This is a genomic window from Pseudomonas peli (assembly GCF_050563605.1).
Taxonomy (GTDB): domain Bacteria; phylum Pseudomonadota; class Gammaproteobacteria; order Pseudomonadales; family Pseudomonadaceae; genus Aquipseudomonas; species Aquipseudomonas peli_A.
Genome location: NZ_JBNXUH010000011.1, coordinates 101,542 through 116,504 on the forward strand (window position 1 = coordinate 101,542; position 14,963 = coordinate 116,504).

A 14,963-nucleotide genomic window follows, 5' to 3' on the forward strand; every position below is an offset into this window, starting at 1 on the left:
AACAACCACATAATTACTCGCCCCACAATTATTGCACACCTGTATCAGTAGAAGATATCCTATCAATTACATCATCCGCTTTCACCGCATAGATAACCGCCCCAGAGGCTATGAAATCCGAAAAATAGTCCAATGCTTCTATTGAAATAACGACTGACTTTACACCCTCAAAATAAGCATCAACCACTGAACCGGACCAACCAGTTAGATGCACATCCACATATTTCATAATAACCTGAATAGGCATACTTGAAGGCTGCTCGACAAATACATTCGGATAATAACCACTCAAGTCACGATAGATAGAATTTTTTTCCAGCAAGAACCCCGGATGCATTTTTATAAGAAAGCAACAGTTTGTTTGGCACTGCTGGATTACATCGACAAACACCTGAGACAGTGTGCTGGACTGCATTGTGATCAGTATCTTCTTTTCATAAACGCTGATTTCTTTTAAAAAATCGGCCCACTGTCTTTCCGCCGTCGCTAAAAGTGAATTGGTCTGAACAAAGTCACGCCACATGCTTCCAACCACAATGGCCGTGTGCTGAGTTGTATTCTGTGCCCATTCAGTGATGGCCTCAGCATCGAACCTCGTCCAACAAAAGAACGTATCAGGCAGCGTCGTATATCCTTGCCTGGGCACTTTAAGCCAGCCAGCGTAAGCCCTCATGCTGCCGCCTCCCACGCCATGTTGTATATCCGTGATGGATATCCCCAACTGGCGGCAGGCAGCACACAGTGCCATGCCCAGCACGGAATAATAACAAACCACATAGGCTGTTTCGGGTTTGACTCGCCGTAGAATCATCGAAAATATCATTTTTGCCACCAGGCAAAAAAGAATGTTGCGATACACCTGTTTCCTCAAGGCTTTATAGCTTACGGCTCCTTCCCTGAGCATGGGCGCGGCGGCAAGGTCGTTGAAAACCCTTTCAATATAACGAGACAACCCGGGGATACATTTAATGACAAATGAAAATTTTGCTGCACCTGCTGCAAGCAACAACACGGCAAACACTGACCGACAATGCTCACGCCCAACAATAGACTTATCAACAAATAAATTCTGAAGAGCAATTATAGAAGTCTTCGAATTAAGTTTTGCCCCCTCACTGATTACATGTGAATCCTTCAAGTAAATCGAATCGGAAAATTTTGCTGAGAACTTGCTATCGGTAAGAATAAATACATTGGATCTCTTAAACGAAAGTAAATCCCTAATAGAGCTCACGACATCCATCACAGAAGCGCCAGCTATATTATAGCCTGCGCCAGCCCTTTGACTGGACTTAGGCAGCACCATGGATAGCAACGTAATTCTAATTATCGGCCAGCAATCGACCCCAGCAATATTATAGTTTAGATCATTGCATCTGGACTCAAAGCCCTTGACCCAATCGAGCGATTGTTTAGGCGTCACTACAGTCCACCAATTTCTTATAAACTATTTCTGACGGTAAATCAGATGCTGGGGTTGCATGACCAACTATTTGGTTGGCGAGCCCCACATAGCAGCTCTTTAAACGTAAGATTTCTCGCCAAACCGAGTCAATATCGTCAACAACATAACCGCCTTGACTCACTATCCAATCACGCTTGTTTTTGTCCAGAACTGCTTCACTGCCAACGTAAAAAGTAATTCGCCCAGTACGCAATGCAAGATCGCAAAGGTTGGAGAAAAACCCAACGACCACATGGGCCCTGGAAAGACCCTCACTCCAATCCTCGATAACTGAAAAGTCTGTCACCGCTGTACCGAAAAATGCTGAACCACGCGGGTGTGGTTTGACTTTAATACTTATCGCGGGATCATTATTGAGCGCCTGTAACATCGCATAGCAGGCTAACAAATACTCTTCACTGTACTCGCCACGCTGCTGCACGGGTTGATCGACAAAGACAACGCTCAACCTTTCTTCCTCAAGCAGTTTTTCACTGCATAATAAGCCCGTGTGGTATTCAAACTCCGGCGAACCCACAACCAGCATATGACTCACCCGCATGTCCAATTGCCAATACACCTGTGCGCTCAAATCGTCATAGACAAAAAAGTTGTCGACGTTATAACCGGCAAAATGCTGATGCTCTACTGAGGCTTGACCAAACTGCAACGCGCTAATAGCCGGCCCTGCGCCAACAAGATCGCGTCTAAACTTAAAGGCAGGAAGTTCAACACCCCCCGTAAGGCCCAACCAATTGCTGCAAGGCAGCGCGTCATAGATATCCTGAAATATCCTTATCCGTACCCGAGCAAGCGCGCAGAGGCATGCGAAATTCAATCGTTGGGCAAAATCGCCACGCAACTTCGCAAAATAAGTGACTACGTATTTAAGCGCCGATAGCCTTCCGGCACGCCAGGTTGCTGGCTTGATGAATAAAAGATTGAAACCTTCGTGTTGCAGATAATCCGCTAGGTAGTCGGAATAAATAAGCTCCGTATTTTTTGAATCCTTCTTCCCGAGCGCAACAATGACATTCACGCGCCGCCCCTCGTTCAAGCAGCAGCTAATAATCCTATAAAAACTCATCAACTTTTTCTGAACGCTGGCCTGCCTGACATCGGTCATCAGCACATTCAGAAAGATGGGCTCTGTAGACATAACTTTGCTGGAGTGAATGAAAACCCGCTTAAAGATACGGCCGAGCACACTCATCGCAGAGGGTTCCCTTGGTCACCCACCTTGCGTGCGCCAGCTAGCTGAAACAGAAAAACCAAGCGACTCAACCCAGGGATCAGAGCTAAAAAGCGTGTATGCGGTACCTGGTGCCAGTCACAACGCAGATCAGGAAAAGGAGGTACGTCTGCCGGCAGAAGATAATGCGAAACGAAGGTTACAGATTCAATAGCACTCCCTGCTGGCATCAATCGCTGTTGTATACACTCAAGCGCATTAAGGTAGCACTTTGCCTCTACTCGCAACTCTGACAAGCGCAGCGCACGGCGCATGAGTGTGGCGTCATCGCCCGCTCTGGCCACTTGCGATATATTTCGCTCAATGCAGCTTTCAACAATAGCAGACTCTTGCAGAGCATCTAATTGAGGGTTGGCCAAGCGGTAGCATGGTACGGGGAAGTCAGACAGCGTAATCTCACGGGCCGAAAAATGGTAAATACAATCCGCCTGCAAACCAACTAACTGCCAAGCCGCCATTAAATTTAGCGAACCCAGTACAAAAACCACCCTCATACCGCGTCCTTTTTAGCAATTACAACGCTATGGACTGCGGCAAGACTCTTATTGTAGGCACCTGCCCTCAGAATAATGCTGGCAAATGACTTTATTTGCAAAAAGGCAACACCGGTAAGAATAGCCATATTCCCAACTTGACTGCCATGTGAAGCGAAGTACATTTTTGTTGCAATAAGACTGAGCACTATTGAAATGGCAATTATTGCAATCAGCACCATCGTTATATAATGCGGTAACAGCAGTATCTTGTAAAAACCCAGATGCTCTTCACTGCCAACATAGCTGTCCAACTTATTACGAGTCGAAACCGGCTTGTAGCGCTTCGCAGAAAAACCCACACCTTTCTTGAGAAACCACACCCCAGAGAACAAAATAAAAAAAACCAATATCAATGTATAAGGTGTGATAAATGCCCATAATACTGAAACTGCAATTATCAGCCCTAGCGGCACAACGACATCCAGAACCGATATCATTAACTTTACAATATTTTTCAGATCCCCCTTGGTTACCACAACTTTGAGCGCAACGTTTTTCTCGACAACCAGGCGTTCAAACTTGAATGTTGCTTTCAACGCACATATTTTCGAAAAAAATGAAAATACTGCAGAACAAATAAACCCTAGTGAACCGATACAAGGATACACATAGGACTCTGCCGGCACTCCAACTAGGTCGACAACATGCTGATTGACATGTCCCCCTACCCAACCAAAAACAAACCAGATTGAGACGACCTGCATGGCAATAAATAAGAAGCGAAACCCCATACTTGCAAGCACAAGTATGGGGGCCGACCTTACAAAACTAACCAGCACAGGTGCCAGCTTACTTTTGTAGAGACTACGCATGCGTGGGGTAGCCTGCTATTTCGCAGAAATAAGGAAATTTCTGTTGAAGTTCGCTAATCGCGCACAGATCGCCGGCATTCGCTGACAGAAAGTGTTCGGTCTGACGATACAAGCCGGGCTTAAATGCTTTTTCTATTTTGTCGTCGAGCGTAATTTCCTGCTCGACCACTGTCCCTTTACGGGTTTCCAGCAACTTCTCCATCGGGCACAGGCGTAGTTTGCGTAGCGGTGTGAACAACTCAAGCCACCAGCGACCTGCCGAGCCCCAGTCGGAGCCATACGAGAAGAGCACGTCTTGCTGGCTGATGCCGGCACCAGAAAAGACCTTAGCGCTCGGGTGCCAGTCCAATGCGCCCGCTCGATACGCCGTCAGGGCCTTGGGCGTGCCTGCGAAGTGAAATGCCAGGTCGATCACATGGGTGGAGTTGGCCAGTAACCAGCGGGCCTTCTCGTGGGCGTCCTTCTCCAGCCCTTCGATTACATGGGCCCATTCGGTGAAGTCGAACTTAACCATTTCCAGGCCACCATCCGCCTCGATGATTTCGCGAGCGTTGATGACCGAACTGAAGAAGCGGCGGTTATAGGCAATAAAGACGTCCGCCGAGTTCTCTTGGGCCAAACGGCACGCGCTATCCAACTGTTCCTGGTCCAGCACAAAAGGCTTCTCGACCAAGATCTTTCTCGCGCCAGCATGCAAGAGGCTGCAGACGTTGTCGTACAGTTGCGTGACGTTGGTGGTAACGATGCAGTGGCTGAAACGGGCGATATCGAGTGTGGCGATATTGGCTTCCAGGCCTCCGCTTAGCGCCGCCAGCCCGGTTTCTCGCTCAAACGCCTGTGCACCACTGACACTTCGCCCCACAACCGTTACAGGTACGTCCAAGGCTTGCAGTACTTTGATGTACTCTTTGGCCATTGCCCCGCTGCCGACGAGCAAAACATTGTTTGTCATGTGATAGGCACCATTTTCATAGCGTTTTCTTTATATTTTGATGCGTACAAAGCATAGGCGGCTTCAATAAACGGTCGATGCAGGGCCATCGACTCGGAAAATACAGTCAACCCGCACTGTTGATGCTGAATGATTGCATCGACTAGCGGGCCTGTAAGTTCGCCCTGATACCGCTGACGGAAGCCCAGAGCTTCAGTGTTGCCGTCGCGATCCGTCACCTCGACGCGGCCGGCAACCTCATCAATCAGATACTCATTGATGGGCGTGACAATTCTGATCTTGAACTTGACCCCGCTAGTAGACTCACGGCAGTCAATCTTGAATTCGGGTCCGGACTCGAATGCTCCGCTAGCAACACCAAAGAACTCGATATAGTTGCTGCGCTTGCTAGGCACTATGTCCTGCACACCAGCCAGGCTTATGTCATAAACATGGCGCCCAGCTAGGAAGCTGAACAAGTCGATAAAGTGGATGGCATTACAGGCCATGCCGAAGTTTTCACCGACTACTTCAAATCGGCTAAAGCTCGCAGTCGCCAGTACCGAACGCAACTGGATATAAAACGGGTTTAGGCGACGTGGGCAGTTCACCCAGGCACGGGCCGCATGCTGCTCGACCAAGGCACCGGCCTGGTCAATATCAGACACGGAGTTGAATGTAACTTTTTCCAGCACTAGGTCTTTCGCGCCCAGAGCCAGTACCCGTTTGAGGATGATCAAGCGCCCTGTCGCAGGTGTCGCATCAATGACGATATCGATCGTCTGATCGATTTCATCTAACGAGCGATGAAAGCTGGCGACCTTCTCGGGCAGCTCACTAGCCGCTTGTTGAAAAGCTGTTTCGGCTAGTGCTCGCGCTTCGTCAAATGGCTCTACGACGAAAATCCGTATTGGTTTCTGGCTATTTTTCAGGCTTTGCAGATGTCGCCGTCCAAGATTGCCTGCACCGATCAATAGAACATTTTTCATCGAAGCACCTAGATTAAAGATTTCCAAAAGGTGGCCAGCATAAAGTCGTTATGGGTATCCACATCGGTCGATGAAGGGATATCCATTTCATAGGCGTAGGTTTTGTCGTTATAGAAAAACCCCGCGGCCGCGTTGAGTGCCTTTATGTCGTAGATGTATATGGCCCCGTTCAACCGGTAGCGCTGAACAAGCTCCTGGGAGCGCTTCTGCGTATTGAGCGTCTCGCCAAACTTCTCCATGCTGCCCTGCGGACCCAGTTCGGCGCACCATTCCAGTGGATGCTCAAGCTTGCATACCGATACCACCGCCTCAGCCTCGCGCTGTTCAAAGAGCGCGATGGCCTCTTGCAGGTGTCGTTCCGAACGCAACGGCGAGGTCGGCTGCAGAACGATAACGGCGTCATAAAGACTACCGCTGTCAGCAAACCACTGAATGGCATGCCTGACGACATCAATTGTCTTGGCGCTATCCGTCGCCAATTGCTCAGGGCGCATAAAGTGCACATACGGCCCGTAGCGCAGAGCTTCATCGACAATGGCCTGATCGTCTGTGGTGATGCAAATAGCACCGCTAAGTGCAGCACTCTTTGCGCAGAGAATTGCTCGACCGATGAGCGAGTGCTCATCAATTTTCATCAAATTCTTACCGGGCAAGCGCTTGCTGCCTCCCCGCGCCGGAATAACGACGAGATAGCGCTTGCTGCTGGCGTGATTCAAATGCTTTCCCCCACACCATAAGATTTTTGGGCTGGTTTGCCGAGTAAATCCCAGTACTGGTTGGGCAGCATGCCGGTTGCAGACCGCTTGATTTCGATATTTTCCTTGGTGAAGGCTTCGCCTGCGGCTATGTCTCTGGAGGCCACAAGATACTTGCGGGCCACTTCCAGATTTGCCAGCTCACGTTGCGTCGGTGCCTTGATTCTGGGTTTGAGTGCCTGTTCCAGGTTACGAATAGCCTGAACAAAAGCCTTGAACTCCTCCGGCGAAGCGGAAGCCGCATGGTCCGGGCCGGCCATACCTTTGTCCAGGGTGATGTGTTTTTCCAGGCAACTGGCCCCAAGGGCAACCGCCGCGCAGCAGGCCTCAATGCCCAACGAGTGATCCGAGTAACCTACTGCGAACTTGTAAGCTTCACGCAACTGGCGGATGGCGTCCAGATTCAGATCGCTTGCACGCGCCGGATAATCGGTGACGCAGTGCAAGATAGTCACCTTGCTTTTGATCTGCTCCATGGCTTCAGCCGTGAAGTAGTGATGCTTCAACCAGCGATAGCTGCTGGGCTGCATATCCGCAGCGGCCAAGTAGCCAAAAGCAAGCGCGGCGAGAGCATCTTCGACTTCAGACAGGGTTGCCATACCCGTGGAGATGATGATGTCGACGCCTGTTCGGGCATGTTCGATCAATAACGGAAGGTTGGTAAGGTCACCGGAACCAATCTTGAGTACCTTAGGTGCCGTACTCCTCACAATGACCTCAAGTGACTCGCTATCGAAGCATGTGGTCATAAAGTCGATTTCGTACTTCTTACACTCTTCACTCAACTCGACGAAGTCCGCATAGCTCAACTCGAGCTTTCTGAGCATTTCCGCTTGCGTGGTGCTGCTTGCATCATTTTCGTTTTGGTATTCGGCTTTTCTCGCAGTGCTTGTAACCAGCTTATTGGTAATGAAGGTTTGAAACTTTACCGCATCCGCTCCACACTCGCTGGCTACGCGCACCAACTCTTTGGCTAGCGCCAGCGAGCCATTATGGTTGACTCCTGCTTCTGCAATAACATAGACATTCATAGTTCAAATTCCAGATCAAAAAAAATTTTATCTAAACCGCCACGCCTGCTGAATTTTCGCAGTTCTGCAACAATGCTGCTTGATGGTGAGCGACCTTGGTATGGATTATCTACACTGACCAGTTGCAAGGCATAGGCTTCCGACAAGGCCGTACGCATGGTGCTTGCAATCTCTTGATAGTCCAACCGAACATCCAGTGTGGCCGAAGAGCGGATACGGCCTTTCTGCCGGTCACCAACATTGATGATCGGTCGCTTAAAGGTCGGCATTTCGATGATGCCTGATGAAGAGTTGCCAATGTACAGCTCGCAATGCTTCATCAGTGAAAGATATAAATCACGCGGCAATGACTTGATCAGCATGACTTCATCCGCAAAGCGCTCGGCAAAAGTCTGAATGGCCTCTATGATGTCTCGACTCATTATGTCAGAATTCGGATATATGATTAGTTTCTTGACATCTGGGTAGTCTGCCAATGCCTTTAGCAGCGCATCGATATTCTCGGATTCTTTATTGGTTTCAGGGTGGTAAACCACCAGAAAATATTTCTCCCTTGGTGTGAGCCCAATTTTTTCAGCTAGTTCTTCGCGCGGCACGATACTCTGTCGAGCCATAGATTCCAGCCCCAAAGCGCCGCAGTTGAATACCCGTTCGGGGCATTCACCCATTTGTATAACACGACGACGATAGGCCTCTGTTGAAACGAAATGCAGGCTGGCCAGTTTGCTGACCGCATGCCGCACCTTTTCATCCACAGCACCTTCAGTAATTTCACCGCCATGCAGGTGTACGATAGGCACTTTGGCGATCATCGCCGCTTCGCAAGCAGCCAACAGCTCAACTCGATCCCCGAGCACGATGAAGAAGTCAGGTTGTTCTCGTGCGAAATAATCCCCTAGCGCCATGGCTAGCATGGCCGATGAGCGGGTGATGGCTTGAGGCGAGTCTTCCGATATCAGGGTGGCAATATATTCAGTGGGCGTAAAACCGTCGGCGAGGATATCATTGACGGTATACCCATATTCATGCGAGAGGTGCGTACCCGTCACCACCAACTGCATTTCAAAGTCTTCACTCTCATGCAGTTCTTTTATAAGCCAGTAAAGTAGACCATACTCAGCACGCGTACTGGTAAAAATTGAAATTCTTTGCATTTCTTATATCCCTGAGCCTAATGGCCAACCATCTAATTTATATTCCCTAATGTCGGTAGAGCTATCAGGTAGCATTAAAGCAAGGCACTCGGGCATATGGCCTCCGCGCAAAGCTTTGTAAAAAGTTTTTCCCTTGAATAGTACTTTCTTGCCACAGTCAAAATATGCTCTTCCTTGAGTTGATCGAGCGTTTCTAAAAAAGCCAGCAAGCGCAGAGCACTGTCTTGTTTATTCTGTCCTAGCACCAGGCCTATGCCATTCTCTTCAATAACCTTAGCTTGCCAACCGCCGTGATTGATGATGATCGGCTTGCCTGCTGCCAGTGAATCAAAAAACTTGTTTGCCGAGTTGTTGTATAACTCCGGAACATTACGCACGATAGAAAGGCAGGCATCAGCAGCCTTTAAATAGCCGATGAGTTCACGCTTGCTAACAGCCGGCATGAAGATCACATACTCCTGCAATTCTTCCTTTACGATACGCTGTAACAGATGCTGCTTTTCCATGCCGTCACCGACCAGAATAAATTTAACTCGACCTGCACATGCTTTTATCTGCCCAGCCAGATCCAACAGATAGTCGAGGTTATTCACATACCCGAAAGTCCCGGCATAAATGCAGATACGCCACCCGACTAGGTTACGCAGTTCCTGAAACGGGTCAGCGACGGGGGTTGTGGCAGCAAACTCGTCTAAATCACAGGCATTAGGGATTACCACGATCTTTTCTGCTGCAACTTTCTTTATCAATAGTTCGTCGCGCATTCCACTGGACAAGACGACAACTTTCCTTGCTACGCGGTAAATATGACGCTCGAAGCCATACAGCAGTTTGATCAGAAATTTTGAACGGATCACGCCCATGGCAATCGGAATATCGGGCCATAGATCGCGCACCTCGAATACCATGGGGGCACGCTTGAATGCGCAATAAACCAGGGCTGGCACCGCGATAGTCAAGGGCGTACTGCTGGCATAAACCAGATTGCGACGTGGCAAACTCAGGGCATAGACCGATGACACCAGCATAAACAACAGAAAGGCCAGAATGCGCCTAGTAAAGCCCATGTGGTTGCCATATTCGACATGGATGGCATGCACCTTAATACCGTCGACATCGTGTTGGCTCACCCACCGCCACCAAGACCGACGTTGCACTGGAAAAAAGGCCGTGGAGGTGATCATATCCACCCCGTGACCGGCCTCCACGAGCCGCCTGGCAAACTGATAGGAACGCACACCGCCAATGTGCTCTGGGGTCGTAAAATACTGGTGCAAGTAGAGGATGTTCATTCAATAGACTTGGCTCAGCAATACTTTGGCACGCGCTTGCCAGGAGTATTCGTGCACGGGGTTTTTCCCCTCTTCGAAGCTCAATCCCTGTGGCAAACGCTCCAGTACTTGGCCAATGGCCATGGCAATACTGGCTTGGCTGGCCGGGTCGCAAGAGAACCCTAGAGTGCCCTCAGGATAGAGCCCATCAATCCCCTGCCCACGACTATATACCACCGGAACGCATTGGCTGATGGCTTCCAGATACGCAAGGCCAAAGGTTTCCATAAAGGACGGCATAACCAGTATCTGGCTTTGCCGCAGTAAGTCTCTGATACGCTGCTTATCCTGGGTACGCGGGATGAAATCGACCTTGCTCTGCAGCGATTCCGGCAGTTCTCCATATATGGCACGGAAGGCTGAGTAATCGCCGCCTACTACAGTGAAGCGCGCCTCGGCATGCTGAGACGCCTGAAAAAAGGCAAGGATGCCCCGCTTAATATTCTTATTGCTGTTGATTTCACCGATATATATACCTCGTCGAGCGACTGCAGCTGTGTGTACTGCGCGCGTCAAGGCATTGCAAATCCAATAATCGTCGAGCCCATTAGGCAATAACAGGGTCTTCGGCATGCAATCCGCATACTTGACCTCCATTTGTGCCTTGTGCGCGGGCGAGATAAAGATCAGGCAACGGGAATTACTGATCACACGGCGTGTCATAAATCGCCAATGGGGTAAATAGCGCTCAAACAGGCTGACATCGGTGGTCCTCACGCTTAGCACATAGGGCAACTGGTATTTACGGCTGAGCCAATAGGCCAGAAACCCATCGCTATAGAGCGTATGGGCATGGATCACGGTGCAGTCATCAAGCATCCTCATACACTGTGGCTGACGATGAAAGCAGTAGAACAGGCGAACCTGTTTATAAAAGAAGGACAAACGGGTCAGCAGACTCAGGCACTTGCTGTAGACAGTATGAATGCCTGGTTCGCTTGAGCAGTTGAGCCCCCATTGCCGCCTGCTCCGCACAGGCACCCAAATAGATTGCGCGCAAGACTGATCTTCACGAGTTAGTTGTTCGCAGAGATTCTTGTAGACGCGAGAGCCTATATAGTAAGAACACAAATGCAGGACTTTCATACCCCTCCGGCAGCTAGGCTGGTTAGCCCTAGCAACCTTGATTCCGCGTACGGAGGTTGGTGATATACCAAGGCATGGCCACCTGCAGCCCAGCCGCGATGCGGTGAGTCGGGCGGTAGCCAAGTTCTACGCCGGCCTTGCTGATGTCGGCTTGCGAATGTTTCACATCCCCGGGCCTGAAGTCCTTATAGCGAGGAGAGTGCGCATAGTGGACCCCCTGTTCGAGCAGGGCTTGCTTTATGCTGTCAAACAGCTCGTTGAGACTGGTTCGATCACCTAGTGCGATGTTGTATATCTCACTGCGCTCCAACTGCGGTATAAGAGCGGCTAACAGATTGGCCTGTACAACATTCTCGATAAAACAAAAGTCACGACTGGTCTGCCCATCCCCGTTGATAACCACCTCTTCATCATTGATCATTGCTGCCGTCCACTTGGGTATGACAGCGGCGTAGGCCCCAAAGGAATCCTGCCGAGGACCAAACACATTGAAATAACGCAAGCCGATGCTGTTGAAGCCATAACATTGGCCGTATACATCAGCATATAGCTCGTTGACATACTTGGTCACTGCATAAGGTGACAGTGGACGTCCGATATTGGGCTCTGTCTTTGGCAAGGCCGGGTGATCACCATAAGTGGAACTGGACGCGGCATATACCAAACGCGTCACGTTGGCTTCACGTGCTGCGTTGAGCACGTTGAGAAACCCGTCGACGTTGACTTGGTGGCTGGTGATGGGATCAGCGATTGAACGTGGAACCGACCCCAAAGCGGCTTGGTGCAGAACAAAATCAACTCCAGTAACCAGCTTGCGACAGAGCGGCAAGTCTCGAATATCGCCTTCATGAAAACGGAAGGCTTGCCATTGCTGCTCACTGACCGTGGCCTTGACTTCTGTCAGGTTATCAACCCGTCCGGTCGAAAAATTGTCCAGCCCAATCACCCGTTGATCCAGCTTGAGCAGCGCTTCAAGTAGGTTAGAACCGATAAAACCAGCGACACCGGTGATCAGCCAGACCCTCGGCCTGGCTCTGAGCTTGTCGCACTCCTTAGCGTAACTCTCCACGTCCACCCTTTACCCTCGACTCTCGACATATACAGCGACTAAAGGCGTAAATCCGCCCGATCCGCAGGCAATAAATGTTTCAGATCGTAGAGTACGTGATTGGGCTTGCCTAATCGATGAATCGCATCGCCCCCCATCGTGATAAAGGCTTGATGCGCCACAGCCAAGATAATTCCGTCATAACCCCCACTCTGAGGTTCAAGCACTAGGGAAAAACCATGCTCTTGCAGGGCATCTGCTGGCGACACCACTGGATCGTACACATCAACCACAACATTGTATTCCCGCAGCTCACTGACGATATCAACCACCCGGGTATTGCGCAGATCCGGGCAGTTTTCCTTGAAACTCAAGCCCATCACGAGAACGCGACACCCATCCACCTGGATACGCCGTTTGAGCATCGCCTTGATCATTTGGCCCGCAACATAGATACCCATGCCATCATTCAGCTTCCGCCCAGCCAATATGATCTCTGGGTGATAACCAATGGCTCGAGCCTTGTGCGTGAGATAGTAAGGATCGACACCAATGCAATGCCCCCCCACTAGTCCTGGGCGGAACGGCAGAAAGTTCCATTTTGTTCCCGCTGCCTGCAATACGGCCTCAGTGTCTATGCCCAGCTTGTTGAAGATAATAGCCAGTTCGTTGATCAACGCTATATTCAAGTCGCGCTGGGTGTTCTCTATGACTTTGGCCGCCTCTGCAACGCGGATGCTTGGTGCCATGTGCGTGCCCACTGTGACGATTTCACGGTACAACGCATCGACACGCTGAGCGATTTCCGGCGTAGAACCCGACGTAACTTTCTTGATTGTCGCGATGCGATGTTCCTTGTCACCCGGATTGATTCGCTCGGGGCTGTAACCAACATAGAAGTCTTGATTAAAGCGCAGACCGGACTCGTGCTCCAAAATGGGTACGCACTCCTCCTCCGTAGCACCGGGATATACGGTGGATTCATAGATCACAATATCCCCGACCTTTAGATAGCCTCCCAACATGCGACTGACCGCAAACAAGGATCCCAAATCGGGGCGCTTATGCTCGTCAATGGGGGTTGGCACAGTCACGATATAGGTATTACAAACCGCGAGATCCTTCGGGGCGGTGACAAGCACCAAACCTCGGGCGTCGGCTAGCTCTTCCTCGCTGACTTCTCCAGTGCGGTCCTTTCCTGCTGCCAACTCATACAACCGCTCTGCATTGGCGTCATAACCCAATACGCTTCTCTTATGTGAAAAAGCAACGGCCAGTGGTAAGCCGACATACCCCAGACCGATAACAGCCAGGCTCACATCTTTCAAATCAGGGCACATTATTCAGCTCTTCTAGAACGTTACGATATCGCGAAAAATACTCAACGCCCCACAACTCCAAAATCTCACACCTGCCAACGCAGGATCAAACGGCTGCTTTTCTTTTTGCCTCGCAAGATGACATCATAATTAGCCCTAAGGACAGGGAAGCCCTTCTTGCTGTAGACAACGACCAGCTGCTCCGGCTTGCTCGACACTAATTTTTTTCGATAACCGGCTTTTTTGAGTACTCCATACAGCGATGCATCAATGGACTGCAATTCATCATCGAATAGAACAACGACCCGGCGCGTACTGACACCGTTGTGCTGGGCAACATTGTCTCTCACGATTTTTCCGTTTAGCTCAATGCCGCTGCCATCGGTAAGGAAGAGGACATTTTCCGGAGTTCTAGACTGAGCACTTTCAGTACCTGCCCCCCCCCCTTTTTCGCTGTTTCCTGCTTGATCACACCCCACCAGCAGTACTGCAAGCAAACAACTGATTAGCACTTTCTTATTCATATATCCCACTGCCCTATGATGCCACTCCATTAACTCCATCCACCCAAACCAGCTGTTGCATAATTTACCCCCCTGACCACGCTACCGCCCCAGGATTTACCTTTGGTTTTCTGAGAACGTGGTTGCTTGAATTGTGCTGGCATTGCCAGGATATTACCTTGAACTCGGCCAACGCCGAGGTGCGTTCAGTTTTTCACGACACTTGCCAGCGGCACGCAGACCCGCTGCTGGCGGTTAAGCAGGTTCAGCAGCACGACGCGCTGCTCGCCCTCCCTAGCCATGAAAATGGCGTCCAGCTCGGCGAAGGCACCAGCGATAATACGCACCCTACCGCCTGCATGGAGCAATTGTTCTACGTCCGTCGTCGTGCGTTGCTGCAGCTACGCGATCAAACTGCTATCGACCACTAGCGGCATGCCGCCGAAACCGACTACCCGGCTAACCCCACGGGTGGAGCGTAATGGCGCCCAATTGTCACCGCTGGCAAGAGCAATAAATAAATACCCAGGAATAGCGACCCGTTAGCCCGCTGCGTGCAGCCGCTAACTGTGCGCTCAACGGTTTGCTGCGGACAGTAACAGACGTAACCTTGACGCGTCAGGCTGCCTTGCGCGCGCTCATCCTGACGCGGCTTGCATTGCACCAGATACCAGTCGACTGGCCTGGCTACAAGGATATGAGGGAAGTCCATCGGCTAATCCATTAACGCGGGAAAGTACATCCATGACTAAGGGCAGATGGCTATGCCAGA

General features: G+C 50.3%; 14 protein-coding genes and 1 pseudogene. All 15 read right to left on the bottom strand.

Annotated features, from left to right (window positions below; all coding sequences use genetic code 11):
• Window positions 1-28: 28 nt before the first annotated feature.
• The 15 genes and pseudogenes from ACQ4LH_RS14740 to rfaH all read right to left on the bottom strand — a co-directional run bounded on the left by ACQ4LH_RS14740 (window position 29) and on the right by rfaH (window position 14,903).
• Window positions 29-1,423 (bottom strand): hypothetical protein, encoded by a 1,395-nt coding sequence (locus tag ACQ4LH_RS14740; protein WP_430697836.1) that lies wholly within the window; start codon window positions 1,421-1,423, stop codon window positions 29-31.
• Window positions 1,413-2,657 (bottom strand): hypothetical protein, encoded by a 1,245-nt coding sequence (locus ACQ4LH_RS14745; RefSeq protein ID WP_430697837.1) that lies wholly within the window; start codon window positions 2,655-2,657, stop codon window positions 1,413-1,415. The genes ACQ4LH_RS14740 and ACQ4LH_RS14745 overlap by 11 nt, the downstream gene beginning before the upstream one ends.
• Window positions 2,654-3,190: a hypothetical protein gene (locus ACQ4LH_RS14750; protein ID WP_430697838.1), complete on the bottom strand. Its 537-nt coding sequence runs from the start codon at window positions 3,188-3,190 to the stop codon at window positions 2,654-2,656. The genes ACQ4LH_RS14745 and ACQ4LH_RS14750 overlap by 4 nt, the downstream gene beginning before the upstream one ends.
• Complete coding sequence (locus ACQ4LH_RS14755; RefSeq protein WP_430697839.1) at window positions 3,187-4,044, bottom strand: hypothetical protein; 858 nt, start codon at window positions 4,042-4,044, stop codon at window positions 3,187-3,189. Before ACQ4LH_RS14755 ends, ACQ4LH_RS14750 begins: the two co-directional genes overlap by 4 nt.
• Window positions 4,037-4,996, bottom strand: coding sequence for a Gfo/Idh/MocA family oxidoreductase (locus tag ACQ4LH_RS14760; RefSeq protein WP_430697840.1), 960 nt, complete (start codon window positions 4,994-4,996; stop codon window positions 4,037-4,039). The genes ACQ4LH_RS14755 and ACQ4LH_RS14760 overlap by 8 nt, the downstream gene beginning before the upstream one ends.
• Complete coding sequence (locus tag ACQ4LH_RS14765) at window positions 4,993-5,964, bottom strand: Gfo/Idh/MocA family oxidoreductase (protein ID WP_430697841.1); 972 nt, start codon at window positions 5,962-5,964, stop codon at window positions 4,993-4,995. The genes ACQ4LH_RS14760 and ACQ4LH_RS14765 overlap by 4 nt, the downstream gene beginning before the upstream one ends.
• Before the next feature lie 8 nt (window positions 5,965-5,972).
• The gene (locus tag ACQ4LH_RS14770) at window positions 5,973-6,680 is read right to left on the bottom strand and encodes a cytidylyltransferase domain-containing protein (RefSeq protein ID WP_430697842.1); all 708 of its coding nucleotides are present in this window, start codon (window positions 6,678-6,680) and stop codon (window positions 5,973-5,975) included.
• Window positions 6,677-7,750, bottom strand: coding sequence for an N-acetylneuraminate synthase (gene neuB / locus ACQ4LH_RS14775; RefSeq protein WP_430697843.1), 1,074 nt, complete (start codon window positions 7,748-7,750; stop codon window positions 6,677-6,679). The genes ACQ4LH_RS14770 and neuB overlap by 4 nt, the downstream gene beginning before the upstream one ends.
• Window positions 7,747-8,904: a UDP-N-acetylglucosamine 2-epimerase gene (gene neuC / locus ACQ4LH_RS14780; protein WP_430697844.1), complete on the bottom strand. Its 1,158-nt coding sequence runs from the start codon at window positions 8,902-8,904 to the stop codon at window positions 7,747-7,749. Before neuC ends, neuB begins: the two co-directional genes overlap by 4 nt.
• A gap of 74 nt (window positions 8,905-8,978) precedes the next feature.
• Window positions 8,979-10,196, bottom strand: a complete 1,218-nt coding sequence (locus ACQ4LH_RS14785; RefSeq protein WP_430697845.1) for a glycosyltransferase family 4 protein — start codon at window positions 10,194-10,196, stop codon at window positions 8,979-8,981.
• On the bottom strand, window positions 10,197-11,321 hold the full coding sequence (locus ACQ4LH_RS14790; protein WP_430697846.1) for a glycosyltransferase: 1,125 nt from the start codon (window positions 11,319-11,321) through the stop codon (window positions 10,197-10,199). It abuts the gene before it with no gap.
• A 28-nt stretch (window positions 11,322-11,349) separates the two neighbouring features.
• On the bottom strand, window positions 11,350-12,390 hold the full coding sequence (locus ACQ4LH_RS14795; protein ID WP_430697922.1) for an SDR family oxidoreductase: 1,041 nt from the start codon (window positions 12,388-12,390) through the stop codon (window positions 11,350-11,352).
• 38 nt (window positions 12,391-12,428) lie between these two features.
• A complete protein-coding gene (gene tviB / locus ACQ4LH_RS14800) occupies window positions 12,429-13,709 on the bottom strand; it encodes a Vi polysaccharide biosynthesis UDP-N-acetylglucosamine C-6 dehydrogenase TviB (protein ID WP_430697847.1) in 1,281 nt (426 codons plus the stop codon).
• 65 nt (window positions 13,710-13,774) lie between these two features.
• Window positions 13,775-14,212, bottom strand: a complete 438-nt coding sequence (locus tag ACQ4LH_RS14805; protein ID WP_430697848.1) for a hypothetical protein — start codon at window positions 14,210-14,212, stop codon at window positions 13,775-13,777.
• 185 nt (window positions 14,213-14,397) lie between these two features.
• Window positions 14,398-14,903, bottom strand: a pseudogene (gene rfaH, locus ACQ4LH_RS14810) (transcription/translation regulatory transformer protein RfaH).
• Between the last annotated feature and the right edge of the window lie 60 nt (window positions 14,904-14,963).